Below are 23,545 nucleotides of genomic sequence, written 5' to 3' on the forward strand. Positions count from 1 at the left end.
CTTCGGTCTTGCGTTTCCGACTCTATCAGACCGTTTCCGGTTCCGATTTCCTCGGTGCTTTCCAGGTTCCCGCTCTCGCGTTTCCCTTTCCGGCGGTTCCGACTTTATCAGAACTTCTGAGTCGGAATTCCCGCCCCCTTGGGGACTGGTTCCGGCGCACGAGGCGGCCGGGTTCCCGTTCAGGCGGAGCCGTAAACGTACTGGAGCGGGCCGCCCCGATGCAAATCGAGGCGGCCCGCTCCAGGTTCACGCGTACGGAGTCCGACGGGTCGTCAGACCTCCACCACCACCGGGAGGATCATCGGCCTGCGGCGATAGTTGTCGGAGACCCACTTGCCGAGGACGCGTCGCACCAGCTGCTGGAGCTGGTGGGGCTCGACCACGCCGTCCTGAGCCGAGCGCTCCAGGACTTCCGTGATCTTCGGGATCACGTCGCTGAACGCGGAGTCCTCGATGCCCGAGCCGCGGGCCTGGACGTGCGGGCCGCCCGTGATCTTGCCGGTCGACGCGTCGATGACCACGAAGACCGAGATGATGCCCTCGTCGCCGAGGATCCGCCGGTCCTTGAGAGCCGGCTCGCCCACGTCGCCGACGGAGAGGCCGTCGACGTACACGTAACCCGCCTTGACCTTGCCGGAGATCTTGGCTTTGCCCTCGACCAGGTCGACGACGACGCCGTCCTCGGCGATGACGATCCGGTCGTGCGGGACGCCGGTCATCGCGCCGAGCTCGGCGTTGGCGCGGAGGTGGCGCCATTCGCCGTGCACCGGCATCAGGTTCTTCGGGCGGCAGATGTTGTAGAAGTACAGCAGCTCGCCGGCCGAGGCGTGTCCCGAGACGTGGACCTTGGCGTTGCCCTTGTGGACGACGTGGGCGCCCCAGCGGGTCAGGCCGTTGATGACGCGGTAGACCGCGTTCTCGTTGCCGGGGATCAGGGACGACGCCAGGATCACCGTGTCGCCGTTGACGATGCGGATCTGATGGTCGCGGTTGGCCATCCGGGACAGCGCGGCCATCGGTTCGCCCTGGGAGCCCGTGCAGACCAGGACCACCTCGCGGTCGGGGAGGTCGTCGAGCGTCTTGACGTCGACCACCAGCCCCGGCGGGACCTTCAGATAGCCGAGGTCCCGTGCGATGCCCATGTTGCGGACCATCGAGCGGCCGACGAAGGCGACCCTGCGGCCGTACTCGTTGGCCGCGTCCAGGATCTGCTGGATGCGGTGGATGTGGCTGGCGAAGCTCGCCACGATGATCCGCTTGCGGGCGTTCCCGAAGACCTGGTGCAGGACGTTGGAGATGTCCCGCTCGGGCGGGACGAACCCGGGTACCTCGGCGTTCGTGGAGTCGGAGAGAAGGAGGTCGATGCCCTCCTCGCTCAGACGGGCGAACGCGTGCAGGTCCGTGAGGCGGTTGTCCAGCGGGAGCTGGTCCATCTTGAAGTCGCCGGTGTGGACGACCATGCCGGCGGGGGTACGGATGGCGACCGCCAGGGCGTCCGGGATGGAGTGGTTGACCGCGATGAACTCGCAGTCGAAGGGGCCGATGCGCTCGCGGTTCCCTTCCACCACTTCGAGGGTGTACGGGCGGATGCGGTGCTCCTGGAGCTTCGCCTCGATGAGGGCGAGGGTCAGCTTGGAGCCGATCAGCGGGATGTCCGGCTTCTCGCGGAGCAGGAACGGGACGGCGCCGATGTGGTCCTCGTGGCCGTGCGTGAGCACGATGCCCTCGATGTCGTCGAGGCGATCCCTGATGGACGAGAAGTCCGGCAGGATCAGGTCGATCCCGGGCTGCTCCTCCTCGGGGAAGAGCACGCCGCAGTCGACGATCAGCAGGCGACCGCCGTACTCGAAGACCGTCATGTTCCGGCCGATCTCGCCGAGACCGCCGAGTGGGGTGACCCGCAGGCCGCCTTCGGGGAGCGGCGGCGGCGGACCGAGTTCAGGATGCGGATGACTCAAAAGACTCTCCTCACCACACACGCCACGTACCGGTGGGGCACGTGGCGCGCATGACGTTCGTGCGTGTAGCAGTTGTCGTTGTGGGTGCAGGCCCGGTGGCCTGCTTATTCAGTTGTGAAGTCTGGCGCGCGCCGGGGCGCGCGAAGTCTGTTGTCAGAGCTGTACCCCGCCGGCGGCGAGATCGAGCTTGAGCTGCTGGATCTCCTCGGGGGCGAGTTCCACCATGGGGGCGCGCAGCGGTCCGGCGGGCAGGCCCTGGAGGGCGAGCGCGGCCTTGGTCGTCATGACGCCCTGGGTGCGGAACATGCCCGTGTAGACCGGGAGCAGCTTCTGGTGGATCTCGGTCGCCTTCTGGACGTCGCCGGAGGTGTAGGCGTCGACCAGGGCGCGCAGCTCGGGCGTGACCACGTGGCCGACGACCGAGACGAAGCCGACCGCGCCCACGGAGAGCAGCGGCAGGTTCAGCATGTCGTCGCCGGAGTACCAGGCGAGGCCGGAGCGGGCGATGGCCCAGCTGGCGCGGCCGAGGTCGCCCTTGGCGTCCTTGTTGGCGACGATGCGCGGGTGCTCGGCGAGTTGGACCAGCGTCTCGGTGTTGATCGGGACGCCGCTGCGGCCGGGGATGTCGTAGAGCATGACCGGCAGTCCGGTGGCGTCGGCGAGGGCCGTGAAGTGCCGGTACAGGCCCTCCTGCGGGGGCTTGTTGTAGTACGGCGTGACGACCAGGAGGCCGTGGGCGCCCACCTGCTCGGCTCGGCGGGCGAGTTCGAGGCTGTGGTGGGTGTCGTTGGTGCCGACGCCCGCGACCACGTGGGCGCGGTCGCCGACCGCCTCCAGCACGGCTCGTACGAGGTCCGATTTCTCCGCGTCGCTGGTGGTGGGGGACTCACCGGTGGTGCCGTTGATGATCAGGCCGTCGTTGCCTGCGTCCACCAGGTGGGTAGCGAGCCGCTGCGCGCCGTCGAGGTCGAGTGCGCCGTCCGCCGTGAAGGGCGTGACCATGGCGGTGAGGACCCGCCCGAAGGGGGTCTGCGGAGTCGAGGTCGGAGCCATGGGTAACACGCTACTCGCTGCTCAGGGCCGGGTCTGCCCTCGGGGGGCGGGAAAAGTCATGACAAAGAGGGAGCCCGGCACTGCCTGCTCGGGGGTTCAAGCAGTGCCGGGTCCGTTTGATCAGGCTAGATGAACTTCTCCAAATGCCGCAATACGGACACTTCGCACGACTGACCCGTACATCTGTGCCCGGAGGGAGAACGCGGGGGCGCTACGGCGCCACACGACCGTTCGCGTTGAAGGCCGCGTAGGTGAGCGGCATGAGCTTGGCCCACTCCGCCTCCATCTTCTCGCCGACCATCTCGATCTCCCGCTGTGGGAAGGACGGGACCTTCGCCAGTTCGTGCTGGGTGCGCAGACCGAGGAAGTGCATCAGCGAGCGGGCGTTGCAGGTGGCGTACATCGAGGAGAACAGGCCGACCGGGAGGACGGCGCGGGCCACCTCGCGGGCGACGCCGGCGGCGAGCATCTCCTGGTAGCGCTCGTATGCCTGGATGTACGACTCCTGCATCGAGCGTTCCATGATCTCTTGCTGTGCTTCGGTTCCCGCCACGAACTCGTACTTGCCGGGGCGACCCTGCTGGACCAGCTTGCGATCCTCGCCAGGCACGTAGAAGACCGGCTGCAGTTCCCGGTATCGGCCGGACTCCTCGTTGTACGAGTTGTGTACGACGATTCCGTTCGCCAGGAAGTTGTGCCAGGGGCCCTCCACCGAGAGGTCGTACGTCATCTCCTCGCCGTCCGCCTCGATGGCCACGACGGGGTCCGGAACCGCCTTGGCGATCTTGCCGCCGCGCTGAGCCAGTGCTTGTTCCCCGCCACTCTTGGCGGTGTGGCAGGGCTCGCACGCCGGAGCGAGGTTCTTCTCGTCGAGGGCGCGGGTGAGGTCACCGGCCACCGGAACAACATGGTCCAGGGCCAGCTGTTCGCGCGCGAAGTCCTGCCCGCACAGGTGGCAGGTGTCCGTGTCCTTGATCAACCGCTGGCGCTGCATGGAGGTCCACACGCCGATACCTCGGCGCAGGCTGGGGGGGATCAGCGCCTGGGAGGGGCTGGGGACGGTTCCTTCGGCCATGACGGCGTCACCCACGGCGAGTTCGCCCGCCTTGACCCAGCCGTCAGGCGTGAAAATCGCATGGTCGACCGTGCAGCGCAGAGTCTTCCCGGAGGCGGTCGTGATCTTGATCAGCGGCTTGACGCCCGACTCGATCACGTCGACGATCCTGGCCCGCTGGGCGAGCAGGGTCTCTTCGTCGTAACAACGGACGTGGTTGCGCCGTACCGATTCGAGCTTCCGCAGGCGCGTGCTCGGATGCTGTTCACGGAACTCGGCGACGGCCGACTCCGCCGCCTCCCTGTTGTCGTACAGCCCGAGGTAGTTGTTGGTCTCGCCGCGACGTACCTGAGCCATCCACTTGCCTGCGCGGCTGTGCCAGGTGACGCCGCCCGCGGAGTGAGGGAGGCGGTCCTCGACACCCAGATGCCAGAGCTTGTGGAGTTCGGCGATGGTGTGTCGACGGAGATTGCCCGCCTCGCTCTCCAGCGTGATCTCGGTGTCACCCGCGATGCACCAGCCCACGCGGTGCCGCATGAACTCGCGGAAGACGAAGATGGGGGCGCTGATGAAGAAGGTCATCGAGTTGTGCTCGAACGGGCTGCCGTGCCGGTCCCGCATCAGGTAGTTGATGAGGCCCTTGGAACGCTCGGGGTCCTTCTGGAGCTCCTCGAGGGACTGCTCGCCGGCGGTGGAGACGCGCGCGGCCCACAGCACGTCGGAGTCGGCCGCGGAGTGCTTGACCAGCTCGACGGTCACGTCGCTGCGGAAGCTGGGCTTGAGGTCGTCGGCGGGGGTGTCGGTCACGGCTCGGAGGGTCCTTCCATCACGTCTCTCGGGCGGCGCCCACTCTACGGCCCGGCACTGACATCAGGGCGTTCGGTGCCGGGACGCGACATCTTCGGTGAAGTTCTGTGAATTCGGGGCATCAGGGCACCTTTTGTGGCACTCGTGCGTCTGTACCAACGACAGTGATGCATTCGAGCCCCGAAAGGAGCGTCACCTCGATGTTCCACCGGCGTGAGCCCGTGCCGTTCGCCTTCGTCGCCGAGGCCGACAGGTTCCGCAGCAATGTCGCTCCCCCGCCCCCGGAGAAGGCCTCGGTCGGGCAGATAGCCGGGCGTTGGCTCCTCGGGGTCACCATCATCGCCGCGCTGATCGGGTCCCTGGTGATCGGGATGCCGGCGCTGACGCTGGACCACTCGGCCACGGGCACCCAGGAGTCACAGGCCTCCCAGGGGCGCTGACTCTCCCCCACTGCCCCAAATGGCGTGGGAGGGACCCCCATGGGCGCCCAAGGGTGGCTCCTGAAGACACCGGCGGATAGCCTCACCGGGCACAGCCCACGCATGGAACGAGTGAGGACCAGCCGTGCCCCTGCCCTTCCTGACGGCCGACCGCGCATTCGAGACAGCCGACGACGTCGCGCTGCCCTTCGACGACCGTGAGCACTGGCGGCGCCCCTACCGGCCCGGGCCCTACCGGGTGGGCGCGGCCGCGCTGGTGCTGCTCCTCGCGTCGTACGTGCTGTTCGCGGCGGTCATCATCGCCCTCACCGGTTCCGTGACCGAGGGCGGTGTGGTCTTCGGGATCGCGGTCGCCATGATCGCGGTGGCGCTGCGGCTGCTGCGCATGGGGGTGTGGGTGAGCGCTCGTGGCATCCGGCACGTCGCGTTCCTCCGCACGCGTACCGTGCGCTGGGACAAGGTCGCCGCCGTGCGGACGGTGCAGCAGCCGGTGCGTTGGCTGGGGCTGCCCCGCACGGTGCAGGGCCAGGCGCTGACCGTCGTACGCGGCGACCGGCGGGCCGAGGGTCCGGTGCCGTTGCTGACCACGCACAACGCGGACTTCCTGGCGCGGCCCGAGGCGTTCGACCGGGCGGCGGACTCGGTGGAGGCGTGGGGCGCGGAGTACCAGCGGGGGTGACGCGCCCGTAGAGACGTCGAAGGGGCCGGTCCGCGGGATGCGCGGGCCGGCCCCTTTCGTGTGCGGCGCCTCAGGCCTGGACTCGTGTGCGGCGCCTCAGGCCTGGACGGGTTTGCGGCGCCTCAGGCCTGGACGGGTTTGCCGTCGTGCAGGGCGATCGCGCGCTGCATGGCCTTGCGGGCGCGCGGGGTGTCTCGGGCGTCCTGGTAGGCGATGGCGAGGCGGAACCAGGTGCGCCAGTCGTGGGGCGCGTCCTCCGTCTCGGCCTTGCGCCTGGCGAAGACCTCGTCGGCGGAGTCGCGGTCGATCCGGCCGCTGGGGGTGCGCTTGAGCTCGTCGACGGGCAGGCCGCCCTCGGCGTCAAGTTCGGCGGCGAGGGCGTTGGCCCGGCGGACGAACTGGGTGTTCTTCCACAGGAACCACAGGCCGATGACCGGCAGGATCAGCACCGCCACGCCGAAGGTGACGGTCAGGAGCGTGCCGGACTGGATGAGCATGACACCGCGGCTGCCGACCAGGACGAAGTAGAAGACCAGGACGGCGGCCGTCACGGCGTAGGAGAGCTTGGCGCGCATGGTGTCGTCAGCCCAGGTCCAGGAAGTTTTCCAGGCCGAAGGTGAGGCCCGGGGTGGTGACCACGCGCCGGGCGCCCAGCAGGATGCCCGGCATGAAGCTGCTGTGGTGGAGCGAGTCGTGGCGGATGGACAGCGTCTCGCCCTCGCCGCCGAGCAGGACCTCCTGGTGGGCCAGCAGACCGCGCAGCCGCACGGAGTGGACCGGGACGCCGTCGACGTCCGCGCCGCGCGCACCCTCCAGGCCGGTCTCGGTGGCGTCGGGCGCCGGTGCCGTGCCCGCCTCGGCGCGGGCCGCGGCGATGAGCTGGGCGGTGCGCGTGGCGGTGCCCGAGGGAGCGTCGACCTTCTTCGGGTGGTGGAGCTCGACGACCTCGACCGACTCGAACCAGGGCGCGGCGATCTGCGCGAACTTCATGGTGAGGACGGCCCCGATGGAGAAGTTGGGCGCGATGAGGACGCCCGTCCCCGGGGAGGCGGCCAGCCAGCCGTCCAGCTGCGCGAGGCGCTCGTCGGTCCAGCCCGTCGTACCGACGACGGCGTGGATGCCGTGGCCGACGCAGTACTCGAGGTTGGCCATCACCGAGTCCGGTGTGGTCAGTTCGACGGCGACCTGGGCGCCCGTCTCCGCCAGGGTCTCCAGCGTGTCGCCACGGCCGAGGGCGGCGACCAGCTCCATGTCCTCGGCGGCCTCCACGGCCCTGACCGCCTCGGAGCCGATCCGGCCCTTGGCACCGAGGACCGCCACGCGCAGCTTGCTCATCACTTGCTTCCTTAAAGACGCTTCCGAAGGACAGACGGAGGGTTAGGCCACGGCCTCGTGAAGTCGGGCCGCCTGCTTGTCCCTGAGCGGGCCGATGACCGAAAGCGAGGGCCGCTGTCCCAGGATGTCGCGGGCGACCGCGCGGACCTCGTCCGGGGTGACCGAGGCGATCCGGGTCAGCATGTCGTCGACGGACATCTGCTCGCCCCAGCACAGCTCGCTCTTGCCGATGCGGTTCATGAGCGCGCCGGTGTCCTCGAGGCCGAGGACGGTGGAGCCGCGGAGCTGGCCGATGGCACGGGAGATCTCGTCGTCGGTCAGGCCGTGCTGGGCGACGTGGTCGAGCTCGTCGCGGCAGATCTTCAGCACGTCGTGGACCTGCGAGGGCCGGCAGCCGGCGTAGACGCCGAAGAGGCCGCAGTCGGCGAAGCCCGAGGTGTACGAGTACACGCTGTAGGCCAGGCCGCGCTTCTCGCGGACCTCCTGGAACAGGCGGGAGGACATCCCGCCGCCCAGGGCCGTGTTCAGCACGCCGAGGGCCCAGCGGCGCTCGTCCGTGCGGGCCAGGCCGGGCATGCCGAGGACGACGTGGGCCTGCTCGGTCTTGCGGCCGATCAGTTCCACGCGGCCTGCGGTGCGCAGGGCCCGCCGGCCGTCGCGCGGGGCGATGGGCGTGGCGGTGGTGTTCTTGAGGGCGCCCGCCTTCTCGAAGGCCGCGCGGACCTGTCGTACGACCTTGGCGTGGTCGATGTTGCCGGCGGCCGCCACGACCAGGTGGGTCGGGTCGTAGTGCTTCTTGTAGAAGCGGCGGATGCGGTCGGCGGTGAGGGCGTTGACGGTGTCGACCGTGCCGAGGACCGGGCGGCCGAGGGGGTTGTCGCCGAACATGGTCTGCGCGAACAGGTCGTGCACGCAGTCGCCCGGGTCGTCCTCGGTCATGGCGATCTCTTCGAGGATCGCGCCCCGCTCGACGTTGACGTCCTCTTCGAGGATCAGGGAGCCCGTGAGCATGTCACAGACGACGTCGATGGCGAGCGGCAGGTCGGCGTCGAGCACGCGCGCGTAGTAGCACGTGTACTCCTTGGCGGTGAAGGCGTTCATCTCGCCGCCGACCGCGTCGATGGCGGAGGAGATGTCCAGCGCCGACCTGCGGGTGGTGCCCTTGAAGAGCAGGTGCTCCAGGTAGTGCGTGGCGCCGTTCAGGGACGGCGTCTCGTCCCGGGAGCCGACGTGGGCCCAGATGCCGAAGGTCGCGGAGCGGACCGAGGGCAGGGTCTCGGTGACGATGCGCAGGCCGCCCGGGAGGGTGGTCTTGCGGACCGTGCCGATGCCGTTCTCGCCCTTGATCAGGGTTTGGGTACGGGCGACGGCCCGCGCCTCCGAGGAGGTGCGGGCCGTCGTCGTGGAGCTCTTCGACGTCACTTGTCGGTGTCGTCCTTCTGCTCGTCAGAGGAGTTGTCCTCGCCCTCGATCACGGGGATCAGGGAGAGCTTGCCGCGGGAGTCGATCTCGGCGATCTCGACCTGTACCTTCGCGCCCACGCCGAGGACGTCCTCGACGTTCTCCACGCGCTTGCCGCCGGCGAGCTTGCGGATCTGCGAGATGTGCAGCAGACCGTCCTTGCCCGGGAGCAGCGAGACGAACGCGCCGAAGGTGGTCGTCTTCACGACCGTGCCCAGGTAGCGCTCGCCGACCTCCGGCATGGTCGGGTTGGCGATGCCGTTGATCGTGGCGCGGGCGGCCTCGGCGGACGGTCCGTCGACCGCGCCGATGTAGATCGTGCCGTCGTCCTCGATCGTGATGTCGGCGCCGGTGTCCTCCTGGATCTGGTTGATCATCTTGCCCTTGGGGCCGATGACCTCACCGATCTTGTCCACGGGGATCTTGACGGTGATGATCCGCGGGGCGTTCGGGGACATCTCGTCCGGCGTGTCGATCGCTTCCATCATCACGTCGAGGATGTGGAGGCGGGCGTCACGGGCCTGCTTGAGGGCCGCGGCCAGGACGGAGGCGGGGATGCCGTCCAGCTTGGTGTCGAGCTGGAGGGCGGTCACGAACTCCTTGGTGCCGGCGACCTTGAAGTCCATGTCGCCGAAGGCGTCCTCCGCACCGAGGATGTCGGTGAGGGTGACGTAGTGCGTCTCGCCGTCGATCTCCTGGGAGATCAGACCCATGGCGATACCGGCGACCGGGGCCTTCAGCGGCACACCGGCGTTCAGCAGCGACATGGTGGAGGCGCAGACCGAGCCCATGGACGTCGAGCCGTTGGAGCTCAGCGCCTCGGAGACCTGGCGGATCGCGTAGGGGAACTCCTCGCGCGTCGGCAGGACCGGGACCAGGGCGCGCTCGGCGAGGGCGCCGTGGCCGATCTCGCGGCGCTTGGGGGAGCCGACGCGGCCGGTCTCGCCGGTGGAGTACGGCGGGAAGTTGTAGTTGTGCATGTAGCGCTTGCGGGTCACCGGGGAGAGGGTGTCCAGCTGCTGCTCCATGCGGAGCATGTTGAGGGTGGTGACGCCCAGGATCTGGGTCTCGCCACGCTCGAACACCGCGGAGCCGTGCACGCGCGGGATGGCCTCGACCTCGGCGGCGAGCGTACGGATGTCCGTGACGCCACGGCCGTCGATGCGCTTCTTCTCCTTGATCACGCGCTCGCGGACGAGCTGCTTGGTCAGGGAGCGGTACGCGGCGGAGATCTCCTTCTCGCGGCCCTCGAACTCCGGCAGGAGCTTCTCGGCGGCGAGCGCCTTGACGCGGTCCAGCTCGGCCTCGCGCTCCTGCTTGCCGGCGATGGTCAGCGCGGAGGCGAGCTCCGGGCGGACGGCGGCGGAGAGCGCCTCCAGGATGTCGTCCTGGTAGTCGAGGAAGATCGGGAACTCGCCGGTCGGCTTGGCGGCCTTGGAGGCGAGGTCGGCCTGGGCGCGGCAGAGCACCTTGATGAAGGGCTTGGCGGCTTCCAGACCGGCGGCGACGACCTCCTCGGTCGGGGCCTCGGCGCCGCCCTTGACCAGCTGGATGGTCTTCTCGGTGGCCTCGGCCTCGACCATCATGATCGCGACGTCGCCGTCCTCGAGGGTGCGGCCCGCGACGACCATGTCGAAGACGGCGTCCTCGAGCTCGGTGTGCGTCGGGAAGGCGACCCACTGGCCGTTGATCAGCGCGACGCGGACGCCACCGATCGGACCGGAGAAGGGCAGACCGGCCAGCTGCGTGGACGCGGACGCGGCGTTGATCGCGACGACGTCGTACAGGTGGTCGGGGTTGAGGGCCATGATCGTGGCGACGACCTGGATCTCGTTGCGCAGGCCCTTCTTGAAGGACGGGCGCAGCGGGCGGTCGATCAGGCGGCAGGTGAGGATCGCGTCCTCGCTCGGCCGGCCCTCACGGCGGAAGAAGCTGCCGGGGATCTTGCCGGCGGCGTACATCCGCTCCTCGACGTCCACCGTCAGGGGGAAGAAGTCGAGCTGGTCCTTGGGGTTCTTGGAGGCGGTGGTGGCCGACAGCACCATGGTGTCGTCGTCCAGGTACGCCACGGCGGAGCCGGCGGCCTGCTTGGCCAGACGGCCCGTCTCGAAGCGGATCGTGCGGGTACCGAAGGAGCCGTTGTCGATGACGGCCTCGGCGTAGTGGGTCTCGTTCTCCACTAGTGTTTTCTCCTCGTCCTCGTCCCTCACGCCCGTGTGGCGAGGGGACGGTTGCGGAGAAGCGCTCCGTTCAGTGCGGGCCGGTCTTCGATCGAAGCACCCGGGACTCACTTCCCCCGGGGGCCACTACCGAGGACCGGCGGCGGCGAGGTGCGCTTCTCCTCGTTCGTCTTGTTCTCGTGATGTCGCCTACCCCTGTGGGTAGGGCATATCACTCTGTGTCGTCCGTATTGCGTTGTGCTACCACACTACAAAGAGGCGGTGACACTCCGCACGTACAGCAAAGGGAGCGGCTCCCGAACAAGTGGGAACCGCTCCCTCCACGGCGTCTTACTTGGCGCCCGCCGCACCGCGGCGGATGCCGAGGCGGTCGACCAGCGCACGGAAGCGCTGGATGTCCTTCTTCGCCAGGTACTGGAGAAGGCGACGACGCTGACCCACCAGGATCAGCAGACCACGACGGGAGTGGTGGTCGTGCTTGTGCGTCTTGAGGTGCTCGGTCAGGTCCGAGATCCGGCGCGAGAGCATGGCGACCTGGACCTCGGGGGAGCCGGTGTCGCCCTCCTTCTGACCGAACTCGCTGATGATCTGCTTCTTCGTAGCGGCGTCGAGCGGCACGCGTACTCCTCGTAGTCTTGGTATGGCCACCGAGTGCCCCCGGTCTGTGTCTCGGGGGAGCTTCCGTTACTCGGGAGGCGGGGATCCGCTGGGCGCGACCATCAGAGCGGTGAGCTCCGGGGGTGCGTACACAAACGGCCGTCACTCAGGGTACCAGGCAAAGGTGGGGGCCTTGACCCCGGTCCCGGGAACCCGCCGAACGGCACGGACCGGGCCACTAGGGTGACCGCACAGATGGTACGCACGTCGGAAGGGGTCGCCGGTCATGGCGGAGACGGCAGAGGAGATCAAGGCGCGCAAGGAGCGGGAGCGGGACGAGCTCTACGCGCTCGACATCTCCGGCGTCGAGTGGCAGTGCGCGCCGGGCACCGAGGAGCACGAGGAGCGGGTCGAGATCGCGTACCTGCCCGAGGGCGCCGTGGCCATGCGGTCCTCGCTGGATCCGGACACCGTGCTGCGGTACACGGAGGCGGAGTGGCGGGCCTTCGTGCTGGGTGCGCGGGACGGCGAGTTCGACATCGAGCCGGCGGCGCGCGAGGCGGAGTGACCGTGGCACGCGAGGCCGTGGCGCGCGAGGCGGGAGTGACCGTGGCACGCGAGGCCGTGGCACGCGAGGTGGAGTGACGGTGAGGGGCGGCACGCGTGCGTGCCGTCCCTCAGCGCTCCCGTCAGTGCTTCAGCCCGGCGCTCCCCACGGCCAGGGCCATCAGCACCCCGTAGGTCGGGTACTTGTCGTCGGCGACCAGTTCCCGCCTGCCGAAGAAGATCCGGCCCTGCTGGAAGAGGATGTCCGACTGCTCCGGATCGCTGAGCTTGCCGTCCTCGTCCTCCGGGAGCGTGAAGAACAGGAGCGGGGTCTCCTTGTCGGCCCTCGGGTTCCAGCGCACCACGGCGGCGGGGGCGACGGTGCCCGCACCGCGCCGGTAGATCAGCAGGTCGTCGCCGCTCATCCGCAGCGGATGGACCCGCTGCAGCTCGCGCCCGTCGAACTTGCCGGCCGTCTTTCCCGTCCCCAGGTCGAACGCCACGATCCAGTTCGAGGGCTGGCCGGTGGCGATGTTCTCCTTGCTGCTGACGAAGGCCTGGGTGCGTCCGACGACGAGACCGTCGCAGTTCTCGTACTCGCCGAAGAGCGACAGCCCGAAGTAGCGCTCACCGCACTGCGCCTCGTAGCCGTTGAGCGCGATGGTCGCCCGGTGCTTGCCCTGGCTGTCGAGGGAGATCAGGTCGGTCACCGCGCTGTCGCCCGCCGCGACCGCGAGCACCGGCGGGTCGGACGAGGGCACGTAGACGGCCTGGACGCCGTCGGAGACCTTGTACGTCCACTGCGGCTCGCCCGTGCGCGGATCCAGCCGCTGCACCCGGAAGGTGACGTCGGGCGGCGATCCGCAGCTCAGCAGGGACAGCAGCGCGCGGCCGCCCGCGAAGGCCTTGTCCTCGCACTCCGAGCCGAGGGTGCTGTTCCACAGCTGCTTGCCGGACCTCATGTCGTACGCCACGGAGCCCGAGCCCCACGCGACGGCGACCACACCCTTCGTCAGGGTGAGGTTGGTGTTGGTGACGAAGGCGGTGCCGGCCGCGGGCATCTTCTTCTGCCACAGCTTCTTGCCGGTGTCCAGGTCGAAGAACACCACCTGGTCGCAGACGCCGTCCTTCTCGGACCCCTTGGGCCGCGGGGGCTGGATGACGACGGCGGTACGGCCGTCCGCGGTGACGTGTCGGCTCGTGGCGCATATGTGGCCGTCGAGCTTGAGGGACCAGGCCTTCTCGGTGGCGTCGAGGGCGATGTTGTAGCCCTCCAGACGGTTCGCGACGCCCTTGACCATGACCTTGTCGGTGGCCCAGGTGCCGGGCGCGTAACGGGGCTTGGCGTCGTTGGCCTTGGGGAGGTTCTCCTCGTCGTGCTCGACCATCAGCCGTCCCTCGGGCGAGGCGGGGACCCGCTCGGTCGTCTCCCTGATGTCGTCCGGGCTCTGCGCGACGGTCCGCCGGGCGCCGGTGGGCTCGCTGTCGTCACCGGACGCGAGGAACCATCCGCCCCCGCCGAGCGCGAAGGCCACGACGACAGCCAGCGCGGCCAGCAGTTTCGTACGGCGTCGCTTGCGGGCGGTGTCGGCCGCGCGGGCGGACTGGGTGTAGATCGAGGGAGGTGGACCGAAGCTCACGCTCGTGGGGCCTTTCGTGGTGGGTCGGTGGGGTGTGGGTGCGGCGGGGTTGCGCGGCGCAGGTGCGGCCGGGTGGGTGTGGGCGCGGCGCGGGTGCGGACGGGTGGGCGCAGGTGCGGCCAGGTGGGTGTGGGCGCGATGTGCGTGCGGCCGGGTGGGTGCGGGACGCGACGTGCGTGGGGCCAGGTGGGCGCGGGACCGGCGCGGGTGCGGCCAGGTGGGTGCGGACGCGTGCGTACGGCCAGGTAGGTGCGGCGGGGTCAGCTCGTCATTGAGCGGACCGTCGCGTACACGTCGAAGACGGCCAGCGCGAGTGGCACCAGCGTCAGCAGGACGAAGCCCTCCGCGAGTTCCAGGAAGCGCCCCCAGAAGGGGGTGAGGCCGCTGCGGGGGACGATCAGGCCGACCGCGGTGACGAGCAGGGCCGCGGCCGCGATCGCCGCGACCAGCCAGATCGTACGGATGTCGAGGGCCGTGCGGTCGCCCTGGAGGGCGTCACGGACCAACGGGTCCGGTGGGTTCAGGGCCAGGCCGAGACCGAGCAGCGCGAGAGCCGCGAGACCGGCGACCAGGAGGGGGGCGACCTGGGCGGTGTAGCGGAAGAGGTGCGCGCGCATCAGCAGGGCGATACCGGTCGTGAAGGCGAGCAGCTGTGCCCAGACGTCGTCGGAGAAGCCGAGCACAGCCGAGGCCGCGACCGCGACGATCGCACAGCCGCCGACCAGGCCGACCAGCAGCTCGTGGCCGCGGCGGGCCTGGGCCGCGACCCGCTCGGCGTCGACGGGCTCCTGGGGTGCGGGATCGGCGCCATAGGCGCGGCGCGGGGCCGTGCTCGGCTGGTCGAAGCCGATCGGCAGGCGGGCGAACCGCATCGACAGACCCGGCAGAAAGGCCAGGGCTCCCACGGCCAGCGGGCTGCACAGCGCCGCGATCCCGGCGGGCGTCCAGTGCGCGAGGATCGCGGTGAACAGCACGACCACGCCGATGGCGGACGCGAAGACGAACGCGACGAACGGGCCGTCCCCGCTCGGGGAGCACAGGGTGAGCACGACCGAGGCGAGCAGTACCGCCGCGCAGGCGAGCAGGAACTGCAGCTTGCCGATGCCCTGGCCGTCGGCGAGGGGCAGGAGTCCGGAGCCCGCGACCCCGACGTTGGGCAGCGCGCCGAGTCCCAGGGCGACGGCCGAGGCCCTGTCGTCGTAGATCCGGGCCCGTACGCAGGCGAACACGACCAGGAGCACCCCGACCACCCCGGCGAGGATGCCGGGCAGGTTGTACATGTCGTGGCGCGGGTCGGCCGTCCAGGCCACGAAGGCGAGCAGGGCGGGCAGGACCCCGCCGCCGACGAGGCCCGCGGCGCGGGTGAGGTCGCCGCTCCACAGGGTGTGCTCGCGCGTCACGGCGGAGGCGACCGCGTCGGAGACGTCGTCGAAGACGGCCGGCGGCAGCGACTCGGAGAAGGGGCGCAGGCTGAGCAGTTCGCCGTCGAGAACGCGCTGGGCCGCGAAGGAGCGGGAGCTGTCGAGGACGGTGCCGTCCCGGCGGACGAGGTGGTAGCCGACAGGGGCGCCTTCGGCGGGGCTCTGCCGGGAGAGCCTGAGGATCTCCGGGTAGATGTCGGCGACGGGGATGTCGTCGGGCAGCGCCACGTCGATCCGGCTGTCGGGGGCGACGATGGTCACCCGGCAGAATCCGAGCCCTGCGCCGGTCCCGGACGGGACTCCCGTGCCGGCTCCTCCCCCGGTGGCCGCCGTGGAGGCCGTCATGCTCACCTGCTGCTCCCCCTTCAGTGATGGTGCGGTGTGCTGGTCGTGCGATGGGTGCTGGTTCTGCGTGCTCGCGTACTGGCTCTGTCTGCTGGCTCTGTCTGCTGGCTCTGTCTGCTGGCTTTGCCTGGTGGTCGTGCGTGCTGGTGGTGCGTGCTCGTCGTGCGTGCTGGTCGTGCGTGCTGGTCGTGCGTCAACCGCGTGAAGATCCTGGGGGGTTCCCCGGTCCGGTGTGCCGAGCGGGACGGTGAGGCAGGTTCCGTCGCGCCGTCCGCTGCGCTGCGTACCGCTTCGTACCGCTGCGGATCGCGCGAAATGCGCCACTTTCGTCCAGCTCGATTCACGTGTGCTCACGCGAACATCCGGCACCCTACCTCCCTCTCGTCACGTGTGGTGTCAGTAGGATCACGCGGCGGGCACGCGTCCGCCCGACACGGGGCGGCGGACGAACACTCGGGCCCGGCAAGGGAATTGGTGAGCAGTGAGCCACATCGTCGTGAGGCGCCCGCCGCGGGCGCTGCCGTCCGAGGTGCCCACGGGCGAGATCGTCCTGCAACCTCCGCCCGAACTGCCGCGGGGGCACCAGGAAAGCGTGCTGATGCAGCTGCTGCCGACGCTCGGCATGGGCGGCTCGGTGGTGTTCTTCTTCACGAACGGGCAACCGTTCATGAAGATCATGGGAATGGTCATGATCGCCTCGACCGTGGCCATGTCCATCGCGATGGTGGTCCGCTTCCGCCGCGGTTCCCAGGGGCAGTTGGCGGACCTGCGCCGCGACTACCTGAGCTATCTGGCGCAGACCCGGCACACCGCGCTCGACGCCGCGAGAGCGCAGCGTGACGCGCAGTACTACCTCCACCCCTCCCCCGAGCAGCTGTGGGCCCTGGTCGCCGAAGGCAGCCGGGTGTGGGAACGCCGCCCGGGCGACGAGGACTTCGCCCATGTACGCATCGGCCTGGGCCCGCAGACGCTCGCCACCCCGCTCGTCGCCCCCGAGACCGGCCCGGTCGAGCAACTGGAACCCCTGACGGCGGGTGCGATGCAGCGCTTCCTCGCCGCCCACGGCACCCAGGACGACCTGCCGTTGGCGGTATCTCTGCGCGCCTTCTCCCACGTGACGATCAGCGGTGACCCGCAGTCCGTACGGTCCTCCGCGCGGGCCATGGCCGGCTCGCTGGCCGCGCTGCACTCCCCGGAGGACCTGACGCTCGTGGTGGCGGCGGGCCGGGACGCCCTGCCGGACTGGGAGTGGGCCAAGTGGCTGCCGCACGCGCAGGCGCCGGGTGCGGTGGACGGCGCGGGCAGCCGCCGACTGATCGACAGCGACACCCGCGAGCTGGAGAACCTGCTCTCCTCCCGGCTGACCGGCCGACCGCGCTTCCACCCGAACGCGGCGCCCCTCCCGGAGGAGCCGCACATCGTCGTCGTACTGGACGGCGTCTCGCTGCCGCCGGACTCGGTCCTGGCCAACCCGGAAGGCCTCCAGGGCGTCACCGTCATCGAGGTCGTCGCAGGCGAACTGACCGGTGGAGGCGGAGAGTTGTCCATCGCCGTACACCCCGGGGAGCTGCGGCTGGAATCCGGGCACGGAGTCGTCTACGAAGGGACGCCGGACGTCCTCTCGTACGAGTCCGCCGAGGCCCTGGCCCGGCAACTGGCCCCGCTGCGGGTGGCGTCCGGAGGGGACGACGACGAACCGCTGCTCGCCAACCTGGAGTTCACGGACCTGCTGAACCTGGGGGACGCGGCATCCGTCGACACCAGGCGTACCTGGCGGCCGCGTTCGCTGGCCGAGCGCCTGCGGGTGCCGATCGGCGTGGGCGAGGACGGGCGCCCGGTGATGCTGGACCTCAAGGAGGCCGCGCAGGAGGGCATGGGGCCGCACGGACTGTGCGTGGGCGCCACGGGGTCCGGCAAGTCGGAGCTGCTGCGCACGCTGGTGCTGGGGCTCGCGGTCACGCACTCCTCGGAGACCCTGAACTTCGTCCTCGCGGACTTCAAGGGCGGCGCGACGTTCGCGGGCATGGCCCAGATGCCCCATGTGGCCGCCGTGATCACGAACTTGGCGGACGACCTGACGCTGGTCGACCGCATGGGCGACTCCATCCGCGGCGAGCTCAACCGCCGCCAGGAGATGCTGCGCGACGCGGGCAACTACGCCAACATCCACGACTACGAGAAGGCACGCGCGGCCGGCGCTCCCCTGCGGCCGATCCCCTCGCTGGTGCTGGTGATCGACGAGTTCAGCGAACTGCTCACGGCGAAGCCTGATTTCATCGACATGTTCGTGCAGATCGGCCGGATCGGCCGGTCGCTCGGCGTGCATCTGCTGCTGGCGTCGCAGCGGCTGGAGGAGGGCCGGCTGCGGGGACTGGAGACGTATCTGTCGTACCGGATCGGCCTCAGGACCTTCTCGGCCGCGGAGTCACGCGCGGCGCTGGGCGTGCCCGACGCGTACGAGCTTCCGAACGTCCCGGGATCGGGGTTCCTGAAGTTCGGCACCGACGAGATGGTGCGGTTCAAGGCGGCGTACGTCTCCGGGGCGTACCGCTCGGGTTCGCAGCAAACGGCGCTCGGGGGCGGGCAGTTGCCGGTTGACCGTCGGCCGGTGCTGTTCACCGCGGCGCCGGTCCCTGTGCAGTACGCGCAGATGCCGCAACAGCGTTCGCCGGAGGGCGCCTCGGGTGATCCGGAGGTGGATGACGCCCTCGCGGCCACCGTGCTGGACGTGATCGTGCGCCGCCTGGAGGCGCAGGGCCCGGCGGCGCACCAGGTGTGGCTGCCCCCGCTGGACAGTCCGCCCTCGCTGGACGGACTCCTGCCCGGCCTCACGGCGGTACCGGGCCGCGGGCTCACTCAGCCCGAGTACGAGGGCGCTGGCCGTCTGATCGTGCCGGTGGGTCTGGTGGACAAGCCCTACGAGCAGCGCCGGGACCCGCTGTGGCTCGACTTCTCGGGCGCGGCGGGCCATATGCAGATCCTGGGCGGCCCGCAGTCCGGCAAGTCGACGCTGCTGCGCACCCTGATCTCGTCGTTCGCGCTCACGCACACGCCGTACGAAGTCCAGTTCTACGGACTCGACTTCGGCGGTGGCGGCATGGCGGCGGTGGCCGGGCTGCCGCATGTGGGCGGGGTGGCCTCCCGACTGGACCCCGAGCGGGTGCGACGCACGGTGGCCGAGGTCTACGGCGTGCTGACGCGCCGCGAGGAGTACTTCCGCTCGGCGGGTATCGCCTCCATCGCCGACTTCCGGGCCCGGCGGGCGCGGGGCGACATCGCGGTCACCGACCAACCCTGGGGCGACGTCTTCCTGGTCATCGACGGATGGGGCAACTTCCGCGCCGACTACGAGGCGATGGACCAGATCATCCACGAGATCGCGGCGCGAGGGCTCGGATACGGCGTCCACCTGATCCTTACGGCGTCGAGGTCGATGGAGGTCCGGGCGGCCCTCAAGGACCATCTGATGAACCGCCTGGAGCTGCGGCTCGGCGACACCATGGATTCGGAGCTGGACCGGAAGGTCGCGGCGAACGTCCCTGTGGGCGTACCGGGCCGCGGCCAGTCACCGCAGAAGCAGCACTTCATGGCCGCGGTGCCGCGCATCGACGGTCTGACGTCGGACACGGATCTGGCGGAGGCCACCGCGGCCCTGGCGGCGGAGGTCTCACGGCACTGGCAGGCGCCCGGGGCGCCCGAAGTGCGTCTGCTGCCGCGGCAGTTCGCCGCTGACCAGCTGCCGCCCGGGGATCGCTTCCCCCGTCGGGGCGTGGCGTTCGGGCTCGACGAGGACAACCTTGAGCCGGTGTTCGTCGATTTCGACCAGGATCCGTTCTTCCTGGTGTTCGGGGAGAGCGAGTCCGGCAAGTCGAACCTGCTGCGGCTGCTGATCAAACAGGTGACGGAACGGTATGCGGGCGACGAGTGCAAGCTGTTCGTGGTCGACAACCGGCGTTCGCTGCTGGATGTGACCCCGGCCTCCCATCTCGCCGAGTACATCCCGATGTCCAACGCCATGGACCATCACATGTCCGCCCTCGCGGAACTGATGAAACGCCGGACGCCCACGGCCGAGGTGACGGCCCAGCAGCTACGGGACCGGAGTTGGTGGCGGGGACCGACGGTGTTCGTCGTCATCGACGACTACGACCTCGTAGCCACGTCGAGCGGCAATCCCCTGGCCGGGCTGACGGAGTTGCTGCCGTTCGCCCGGGATGTGGGCGTGCGGTTCATCATCGCGCGGTCCACTGCCGGCGCGGGACGGGCGTCCTACGAGGCGTTCATGCAACGGATCAAGGAGCTGGGGGCGCAGGGAGTTGTCCTTGCCGGTGACCCGAGTGAGGGGGATCTGTTGGGCGGGGTTCGGCCTCGGCCCATGCCCGCGGGGCGGGGGGTCTTCGTGTCTCGGCGGCGGGGGAAGCCGTTGGTGCAGGTGGGGTTGGTGGCGGAGCGGGGGTACTGAGGTGGGCTTCTCAGCGGTGGGGCTGGAGCGGGCTGGCGCTGGGACGGGGTCTGTGGCGGCGTGGTGGAGCCGTGCGGCGGTGAATTGTGGAAAGTAGGGTGAGATTCGTGAATTCAGGTGACCCGATTTCACCTTTTCGTCCTGTTGGCGACGGGGTGGAATTGTCCTGTCTGTTGCAGGGCCGGCTTAACGGGGATACGGGGAAGGGGGTCTCGCATGGCGTGGGATGAGTGGGAGCAGCTGAAATGCCAGGCAGCCGATCAGCAATCCACGCGGATGCAACTCAATCAGTATCCGGCCGACCAAGGCGGGGATGGCACTCAAGGAGACCTCGTAGCGGGTCATCAAGATCTTGAGGCGGTGGGCAAGGCCGCCCATGACCTGTTCGAGAATTTCACGACCTTCAGCGGGCACGCACGCGTGGCCTCGGAGGCTGCCGCAGGTGGGCTCAAGGGAGAAGGGTTTGCTCTCGGGGGCGCGCTGGAGCACGTGACCGAACGCTGGAGCAAGCAGACCAAAACCCTGCTGGACGCCTGCGCTCACATCTCCAACCACCTACGGTTCACCAAGAACCAGCACGCCGCGGACGACTCGCACATCTCCGGCGCTGTCAGCAGCATCGCCCTGCTGGACGAAGGCTTCGATGACCGGAAGGGCCACTGACGCCAATGGACCTCGACGCACTGCGCTACGGCGATTTCTCCAAGCTCGGTGAAGCGGTCACCGACTGGGAACAGATGACGAAGAAGCTCGCGGACCTGCAGAAGGACGCCGAGGAAAAACTCAAAGCCAAGGCAGACAAGGCCAAGTGGGCGGGCGTCAACGCCACCGTCACGCGCGAATTCATCACCAAGACCGCCGCAGAGTTCGCTGACGCGCATACCCAGGCTGACTCCATCACCAAGATCCTCAGAGACACGCGCGATGAGCTCATCAGTTACCGCACCCAAATGAACAATGCGATCTCGCGTGACGAATATCAGAACCTGACCGTGATCGACACCGGAAAGGGCACGTTCACCGTCAGCGGGAACACGAGGCCCGACTGGGCTTCCGACCCCAGTGGAAAGACAGGAGCGGCCGACCAGAAGGCCGTGGACGGTCTTCGCAACGAGATCCAGGAAATCCTGACCAAGGCCACGGAAAGCGACACCACTGCGGCCAAGGTGCTCAAGCTCCTCGTCGACCAGGTGAAGTACGGCTTCGCCGACGCGTCGTACGCCGATCGGGACTCTGCGGCCAAGGCCGTTGCGGCGGCTGAGAAACTGGCGAAGATGGCCAAGAACCCGGCCGACATGTCTCTCGACGACATTGCCGCCTTCAACCGAACCATGGAGCCGTACAACGACGACCCCCTGTTCGCGGAGCAGTTCGCAACGCGGTTGGGTCCCAAGGGGACGCTTCAGTTCTGGACGGAGATGGCCTCCGCGCACGCCGGTGCCAGTGGCTCAGAAATCGACACGATGAAGGACCTTCAGAAGAACTTGAGCCTGACCCTGGCCACGGCATCCTTCTCGGACTCGGACGCCATGCAGGACTGGAAGAAGGACCTCGTCGCCGAGCGCAACACGAACTTCCGCGCCGCGAACTCCACGAGCCCGATCGGCGCCCTCGGCGCTCAGGTCATCAGCAGCCTCATACGGGAAGGCAAGTACGACACCGAGTTCCTCGACGATTATCGGGAGAAGATTTTCAAGGCAGACAAGGGGGCGGGAGACGCTAGCACCGACGACCTGTGGGTCAAGGGCTACGACGGCCTTGACCTGGTCTTCGGTGACGGCAACGGTCGGGACCCGTTGGAGGGGCTGTTCGAGGGCCTTTCTCATAACCCCGAGGCGGCAACGCATGCGTTCGAGTCCAAGTCGGATCTGAACCACATGCTGGGCACAACCATGCGTACGGAGCGGGGAGAGTCCCTCGGGCGTGCCCTGGAAGCCGCCGTCACAGGAGTCGCCAACGGAGACAGCACATCTATGGCTCCGCCGCACAGTGCCGCGCAGGTTGGGATCATGGCCAACATCATGGAGGCCGTAGCACAGCCCGCCGGGGGAGGACTCATGGGCACGAGCTTTGGTGGGTCGGGCGGAGGCTCAGGGCTCGTCGGCACAGGGTTGGGAGACAGCTTCGGGAACATGGCAGCTGCTTACATGCCGGAGATCAGTCAGACGCTGGCCGGCGAAGGCTCGGGATCCATTTTCCTAACGAATAGTGACAGCCCTGACGGCTTGGGGAAAGTTCGCGATGTGGTTAGATTTCTCTCCGCCGTGTCCGAGGACCCTTCAGGAAGGGCAGGCATCGTCCTTGGTGAAGGAATTTACACAAGCGGCCTAATCGAATCACACCTTGCAAATCCTTCCTTGTTCGATGGGCCCGAGGAACAGGTTCTCGAACGAATCGGCAAGAACGCGGGGATCATCGAGGGTATCGTTGGTCACTCAGTGGCTGACGAAGAAGTCCGAACCGCCATCGAGAGCGAGGAATCCTACAACAACGCCTTGAAAGCAAAGGGAGACTTCGCCAAAACCTGGATCGCGGTTGGCGTGACCTTCGTCGAGGTGCCTCCAGCATATGGAGGAGCAGCAATGGGGGCTGTGGTTGGAGGTGGCGTAGGGGCCATCGCCGGAGCAGCCGTTGATCATCTGCTAGAGGGCCAGAAATTGAACGGCGCACGAGACGGGGCTCTGTATACGAGCGCGGGCGATCTGTACGATTCCCGCGATTCGGTTAGCAGGCACACTCAATGGGCCGCACAGGAAAGCATCGAGCAATATCAGGTCAACCTTCCCAGGGAAAGTACCGACGCTCTGATCGGGAATGCAGTGACCGAGGGTTGGGACGCTAGCAGCGAATTTTTGAGCAATACGAAGGAGCGCCCCCATGCCTAGTATCAGCGAACAGAAGGCCACCCAGAGGAGCACCAAGGTGATTCTACTCGGCCTGACAGCTCTATGCCTCGCAGGCGTCATCACCTGGGCCGGATACGTGCAATTTTTCACAGACGATCTCGAGAACCTGCCCACCAAAATTTGTGACGGAAGTGTTGACCGCGACCTAGCCACCAAAGTGTTGCCGCCAGCACGATCAGCAGACGAAGGGTTCAAACGTCAGAACTCAGGAGACGACCTAACATTTTATTGCCACGTTGACACCAGCAATGATTCGTCCCTCTGGAGCGAAGCGAAAGTGCAACCGCTCTCCAAAGCGGATTGGCTCGAAAGCCTACAAGGGAGCAGTGGCAGGGATCGAATCATTCGCACCTCCGTCGATGGCATAGAAGCGGTGGCTAAACTCGATACCGAGCACGCAGCAGTGTATGTTTCCTGCTCGCCTCCCGGCGTCCCTTCTTATAACACCCCTGAGGACTATGCGGTCACCACGCGGGTGGAAGCGAACGGAGACCTGAACATGACAGGCACAGCCCTACGGCAGACGCTGACCGACTTCGCCTATCAAGTCACCAAGCACACCTATGAGCTGGCCGACTGCAAGGGATCCCGGGACTTTCCGAAGGAACTGCCCCGCTATGAGGCGGAGTGATGTCAGACGAGGAAGTCATGCAGCAGTTCG

The 23,545-nt window shown here is 68.3% G+C and carries 16 protein-coding genes and 3 pseudogenes; 7 read left to right on the forward strand and 12 right to left on the reverse strand.

Annotation, left to right across the window (positions count from 1 at the left end):
• Window positions 1–272 precede the first annotated feature (272 nt).
• The 5 genes and pseudogenes from ACH41F_RS27540 to ACH41F_RS27560 all read right to left on the reverse strand — a co-directional run.
• Window positions 273–1,958, reverse strand: coding sequence for an RNase J family beta-CASP ribonuclease (locus ACH41F_RS27540; protein WP_391232367.1), 1,686 nt, complete (start codon window positions 1,956–1,958; stop codon window positions 273–275).
• Between the two features lie 153 nt (window positions 1,959–2,111).
• Window positions 2,112–3,011, reverse strand: a complete 900-nt coding sequence (gene dapA / locus ACH41F_RS27545; protein ID WP_398837924.1) for a 4-hydroxy-tetrahydrodipicolinate synthase — start codon at window positions 3,009–3,011, stop codon at window positions 2,112–2,114.
• A gap of 211 nt (window positions 3,012–3,222) precedes the next feature.
• Window positions 3,223–3,672 (reverse strand): annotated as a pseudogene (thyX, locus tag ACH41F_RS27550) (FAD-dependent thymidylate synthase); the annotation flags it as partial.
• 3 nt (window positions 3,673–3,675) lie between these two features.
• Window positions 3,676–4,602, reverse strand: a pseudogene (locus ACH41F_RS27555) (HNH endonuclease); the annotation flags it as partial.
• A pseudogene (locus ACH41F_RS27560) lies at window positions 4,582–4,872 on the reverse strand (FAD-dependent thymidylate synthase); the annotation flags it as partial. The pseudogenes ACH41F_RS27555 and ACH41F_RS27560, both read right to left, overlap by 21 nt.
• 200 nt (window positions 4,873–5,072) lie before the next feature.
• Between ACH41F_RS27560 and ACH41F_RS27565 the strand changes: the two are divergent.
• Window positions 5,073–5,312 (forward strand): hypothetical protein, encoded by a 240-nt coding sequence (locus ACH41F_RS27565; RefSeq protein WP_391232369.1) that lies wholly within the window; start codon window positions 5,073–5,075, stop codon window positions 5,310–5,312.
• Between the two features lie 124 nt (window positions 5,313–5,436).
• On the forward strand, window positions 5,437–5,991 hold the full coding sequence (locus ACH41F_RS27570) for a hypothetical protein (RefSeq protein WP_391232370.1): 555 nt from the start codon (window positions 5,437–5,439) through the stop codon (window positions 5,989–5,991).
• A gap of 122 nt (window positions 5,992–6,113) precedes the next feature.
• Here the strand turns inward: ACH41F_RS27570 and ACH41F_RS27575 are convergent, their stop codons facing one another.
• From ACH41F_RS27575 to rpsO, 5 genes are all read right to left on the reverse strand, one after another.
• Complete coding sequence (locus tag ACH41F_RS27575) at window positions 6,114–6,566, reverse strand: hypothetical protein (protein ID WP_391232371.1); 453 nt, start codon at window positions 6,564–6,566, stop codon at window positions 6,114–6,116.
• 7 nt (window positions 6,567–6,573) lie between these two features.
• A complete protein-coding gene (dapB, locus tag ACH41F_RS27580; RefSeq protein ID WP_391232372.1) occupies window positions 6,574–7,326 on the reverse strand; it encodes a 4-hydroxy-tetrahydrodipicolinate reductase in 753 nt (250 codons plus the stop codon).
• Window positions 7,327–7,368: 42 nt separating this feature from the next.
• Window positions 7,369–8,748 (reverse strand): insulinase family protein, encoded by a 1,380-nt coding sequence (locus tag ACH41F_RS27585; RefSeq protein WP_391232373.1) that lies wholly within the window; start codon window positions 8,746–8,748, stop codon window positions 7,369–7,371.
• Window positions 8,745–10,967, reverse strand: a complete 2,223-nt coding sequence (locus ACH41F_RS27590; protein ID WP_391232374.1) for a polyribonucleotide nucleotidyltransferase — start codon at window positions 10,965–10,967, stop codon at window positions 8,745–8,747. Before ACH41F_RS27590 ends, ACH41F_RS27585 begins: the two co-directional genes overlap by 4 nt.
• A gap of 330 nt (window positions 10,968–11,297) precedes the next feature.
• Window positions 11,298–11,585 carry a 30S ribosomal protein S15 gene (gene rpsO, locus ACH41F_RS27595; RefSeq protein ID WP_015657483.1) on the reverse strand — a complete coding sequence of 96 codons (288 nt, stop codon included), beginning with the start codon at window positions 11,583–11,585 and terminating at the stop codon, window positions 11,298–11,300.
• A 265-nt stretch (window positions 11,586–11,850) separates the two neighbouring features.
• On the opposite strand from rpsO, the gene ACH41F_RS27600 reads away from it, so the two are divergent.
• Window positions 11,851–12,132, forward strand: a complete 282-nt coding sequence (locus tag ACH41F_RS27600) for a DUF397 domain-containing protein (RefSeq protein ID WP_391232375.1) — start codon at window positions 11,851–11,853, stop codon at window positions 12,130–12,132.
• Window positions 12,133–12,253: 121 nt separating this feature from the next.
• On the opposite strand, the gene ACH41F_RS27605 is transcribed toward ACH41F_RS27600, so the two are convergent.
• Both ACH41F_RS27605 and eccD read right to left on the reverse strand, forming a co-directional pair.
• Window positions 12,254–13,750: a PQQ-binding-like beta-propeller repeat protein gene (locus tag ACH41F_RS27605; RefSeq protein WP_398837929.1), complete on the reverse strand. Its 1,497-nt coding sequence runs from the start codon at window positions 13,748–13,750 to the stop codon at window positions 12,254–12,256.
• A gap of 260 nt (window positions 13,751–14,010) precedes the next feature.
• Window positions 14,011–15,522 (reverse strand): type VII secretion integral membrane protein EccD, encoded by a 1,512-nt coding sequence (gene eccD / locus ACH41F_RS27610; RefSeq protein WP_398837931.1) that lies wholly within the window; start codon window positions 15,520–15,522, stop codon window positions 14,011–14,013.
• A 475-nt stretch (window positions 15,523–15,997) separates the two neighbouring features.
• On the opposite strand from eccD, the gene eccCa reads away from it, so the two are divergent.
• From eccCa to ACH41F_RS27630, 4 genes are all read left to right on the forward strand, one after another.
• Window positions 15,998–19,978, forward strand: a complete 3,981-nt coding sequence (gene eccCa / locus ACH41F_RS27615; RefSeq protein ID WP_398837933.1) for a type VII secretion protein EccCa — start codon at window positions 15,998–16,000, stop codon at window positions 19,976–19,978.
• Between the two features lie 216 nt (window positions 19,979–20,194).
• Window positions 20,195–20,641: a hypothetical protein gene (locus ACH41F_RS27620; RefSeq protein ID WP_398837934.1), complete on the forward strand. Its 447-nt coding sequence runs from the start codon at window positions 20,195–20,197 to the stop codon at window positions 20,639–20,641.
• Between the two features lie 5 nt (window positions 20,642–20,646).
• The gene (locus tag ACH41F_RS27625) at window positions 20,647–22,863 is read left to right on the forward strand and encodes a hypothetical protein (RefSeq protein WP_398837935.1); all 2,217 of its coding nucleotides are present in this window, start codon (window positions 20,647–20,649) and stop codon (window positions 22,861–22,863) included.
• Window positions 22,856–23,515 carry a hypothetical protein gene (locus tag ACH41F_RS27630; protein ID WP_398837936.1) on the forward strand — a complete coding sequence of 220 codons (660 nt, stop codon included), beginning with the start codon at window positions 22,856–22,858 and terminating at the stop codon, window positions 23,513–23,515. Before ACH41F_RS27625 ends, ACH41F_RS27630 begins: the two co-directional genes overlap by 8 nt.
• Window positions 23,516–23,545: the final 30 nt, after the last annotated feature.

Origin of the sequence: Streptomyces sp. NPDC020489 (assembly GCF_044386545.1) — a bacterium.
In the GTDB taxonomy this organism is placed as follows: Bacteria; Actinomycetota; Actinomycetes; order Streptomycetales; family Streptomycetaceae; genus Streptomyces.

Excerpts from the sequence above, each read along its gene's own strand:
- dapA (WP_398837924.1), bottom strand. The coding sequence starts at position 3,011 with ATGGCTCCGACCTCGACTCCGCAGACCCCCTTCGGGCGGGTCCTCACC.
- ACH41F_RS27565 (WP_391232369.1), top strand. The coding sequence starts at position 5,073 with ATGTTCCACCGGCGTGAGCCCGTGCCGTTCGCCTTCGTCGCCGAGGCC.
- ACH41F_RS27575 (WP_391232371.1), bottom strand. The coding sequence starts at position 6,566 with ATGCGCGCCAAGCTCTCCTACGCCGTGACGGCCGCCGTCCTGGTCTTC.
- dapB (WP_391232372.1), bottom strand. The coding sequence starts at position 7,326 with ATGAGCAAGCTGCGCGTGGCGGTCCTCGGTGCCAAGGGCCGGATCGGC.
- ACH41F_RS27600 (WP_391232375.1), top strand. The coding sequence starts at position 11,851 with ATGGCGGAGACGGCAGAGGAGATCAAGGCGCGCAAGGAGCGGGAGCGG.
- ACH41F_RS27620 (WP_398837934.1), top strand. The coding sequence starts at position 20,195 with ATGGCGTGGGATGAGTGGGAGCAGCTGAAATGCCAGGCAGCCGATCAG.
- ACH41F_RS27625 (WP_398837935.1), top strand. The coding sequence starts at position 20,647 with ATGGACCTCGACGCACTGCGCTACGGCGATTTCTCCAAGCTCGGTGAA.
- ACH41F_RS27630 (WP_398837936.1), top strand. The coding sequence starts at position 22,856 with ATGCCTAGTATCAGCGAACAGAAGGCCACCCAGAGGAGCACCAAGGTG.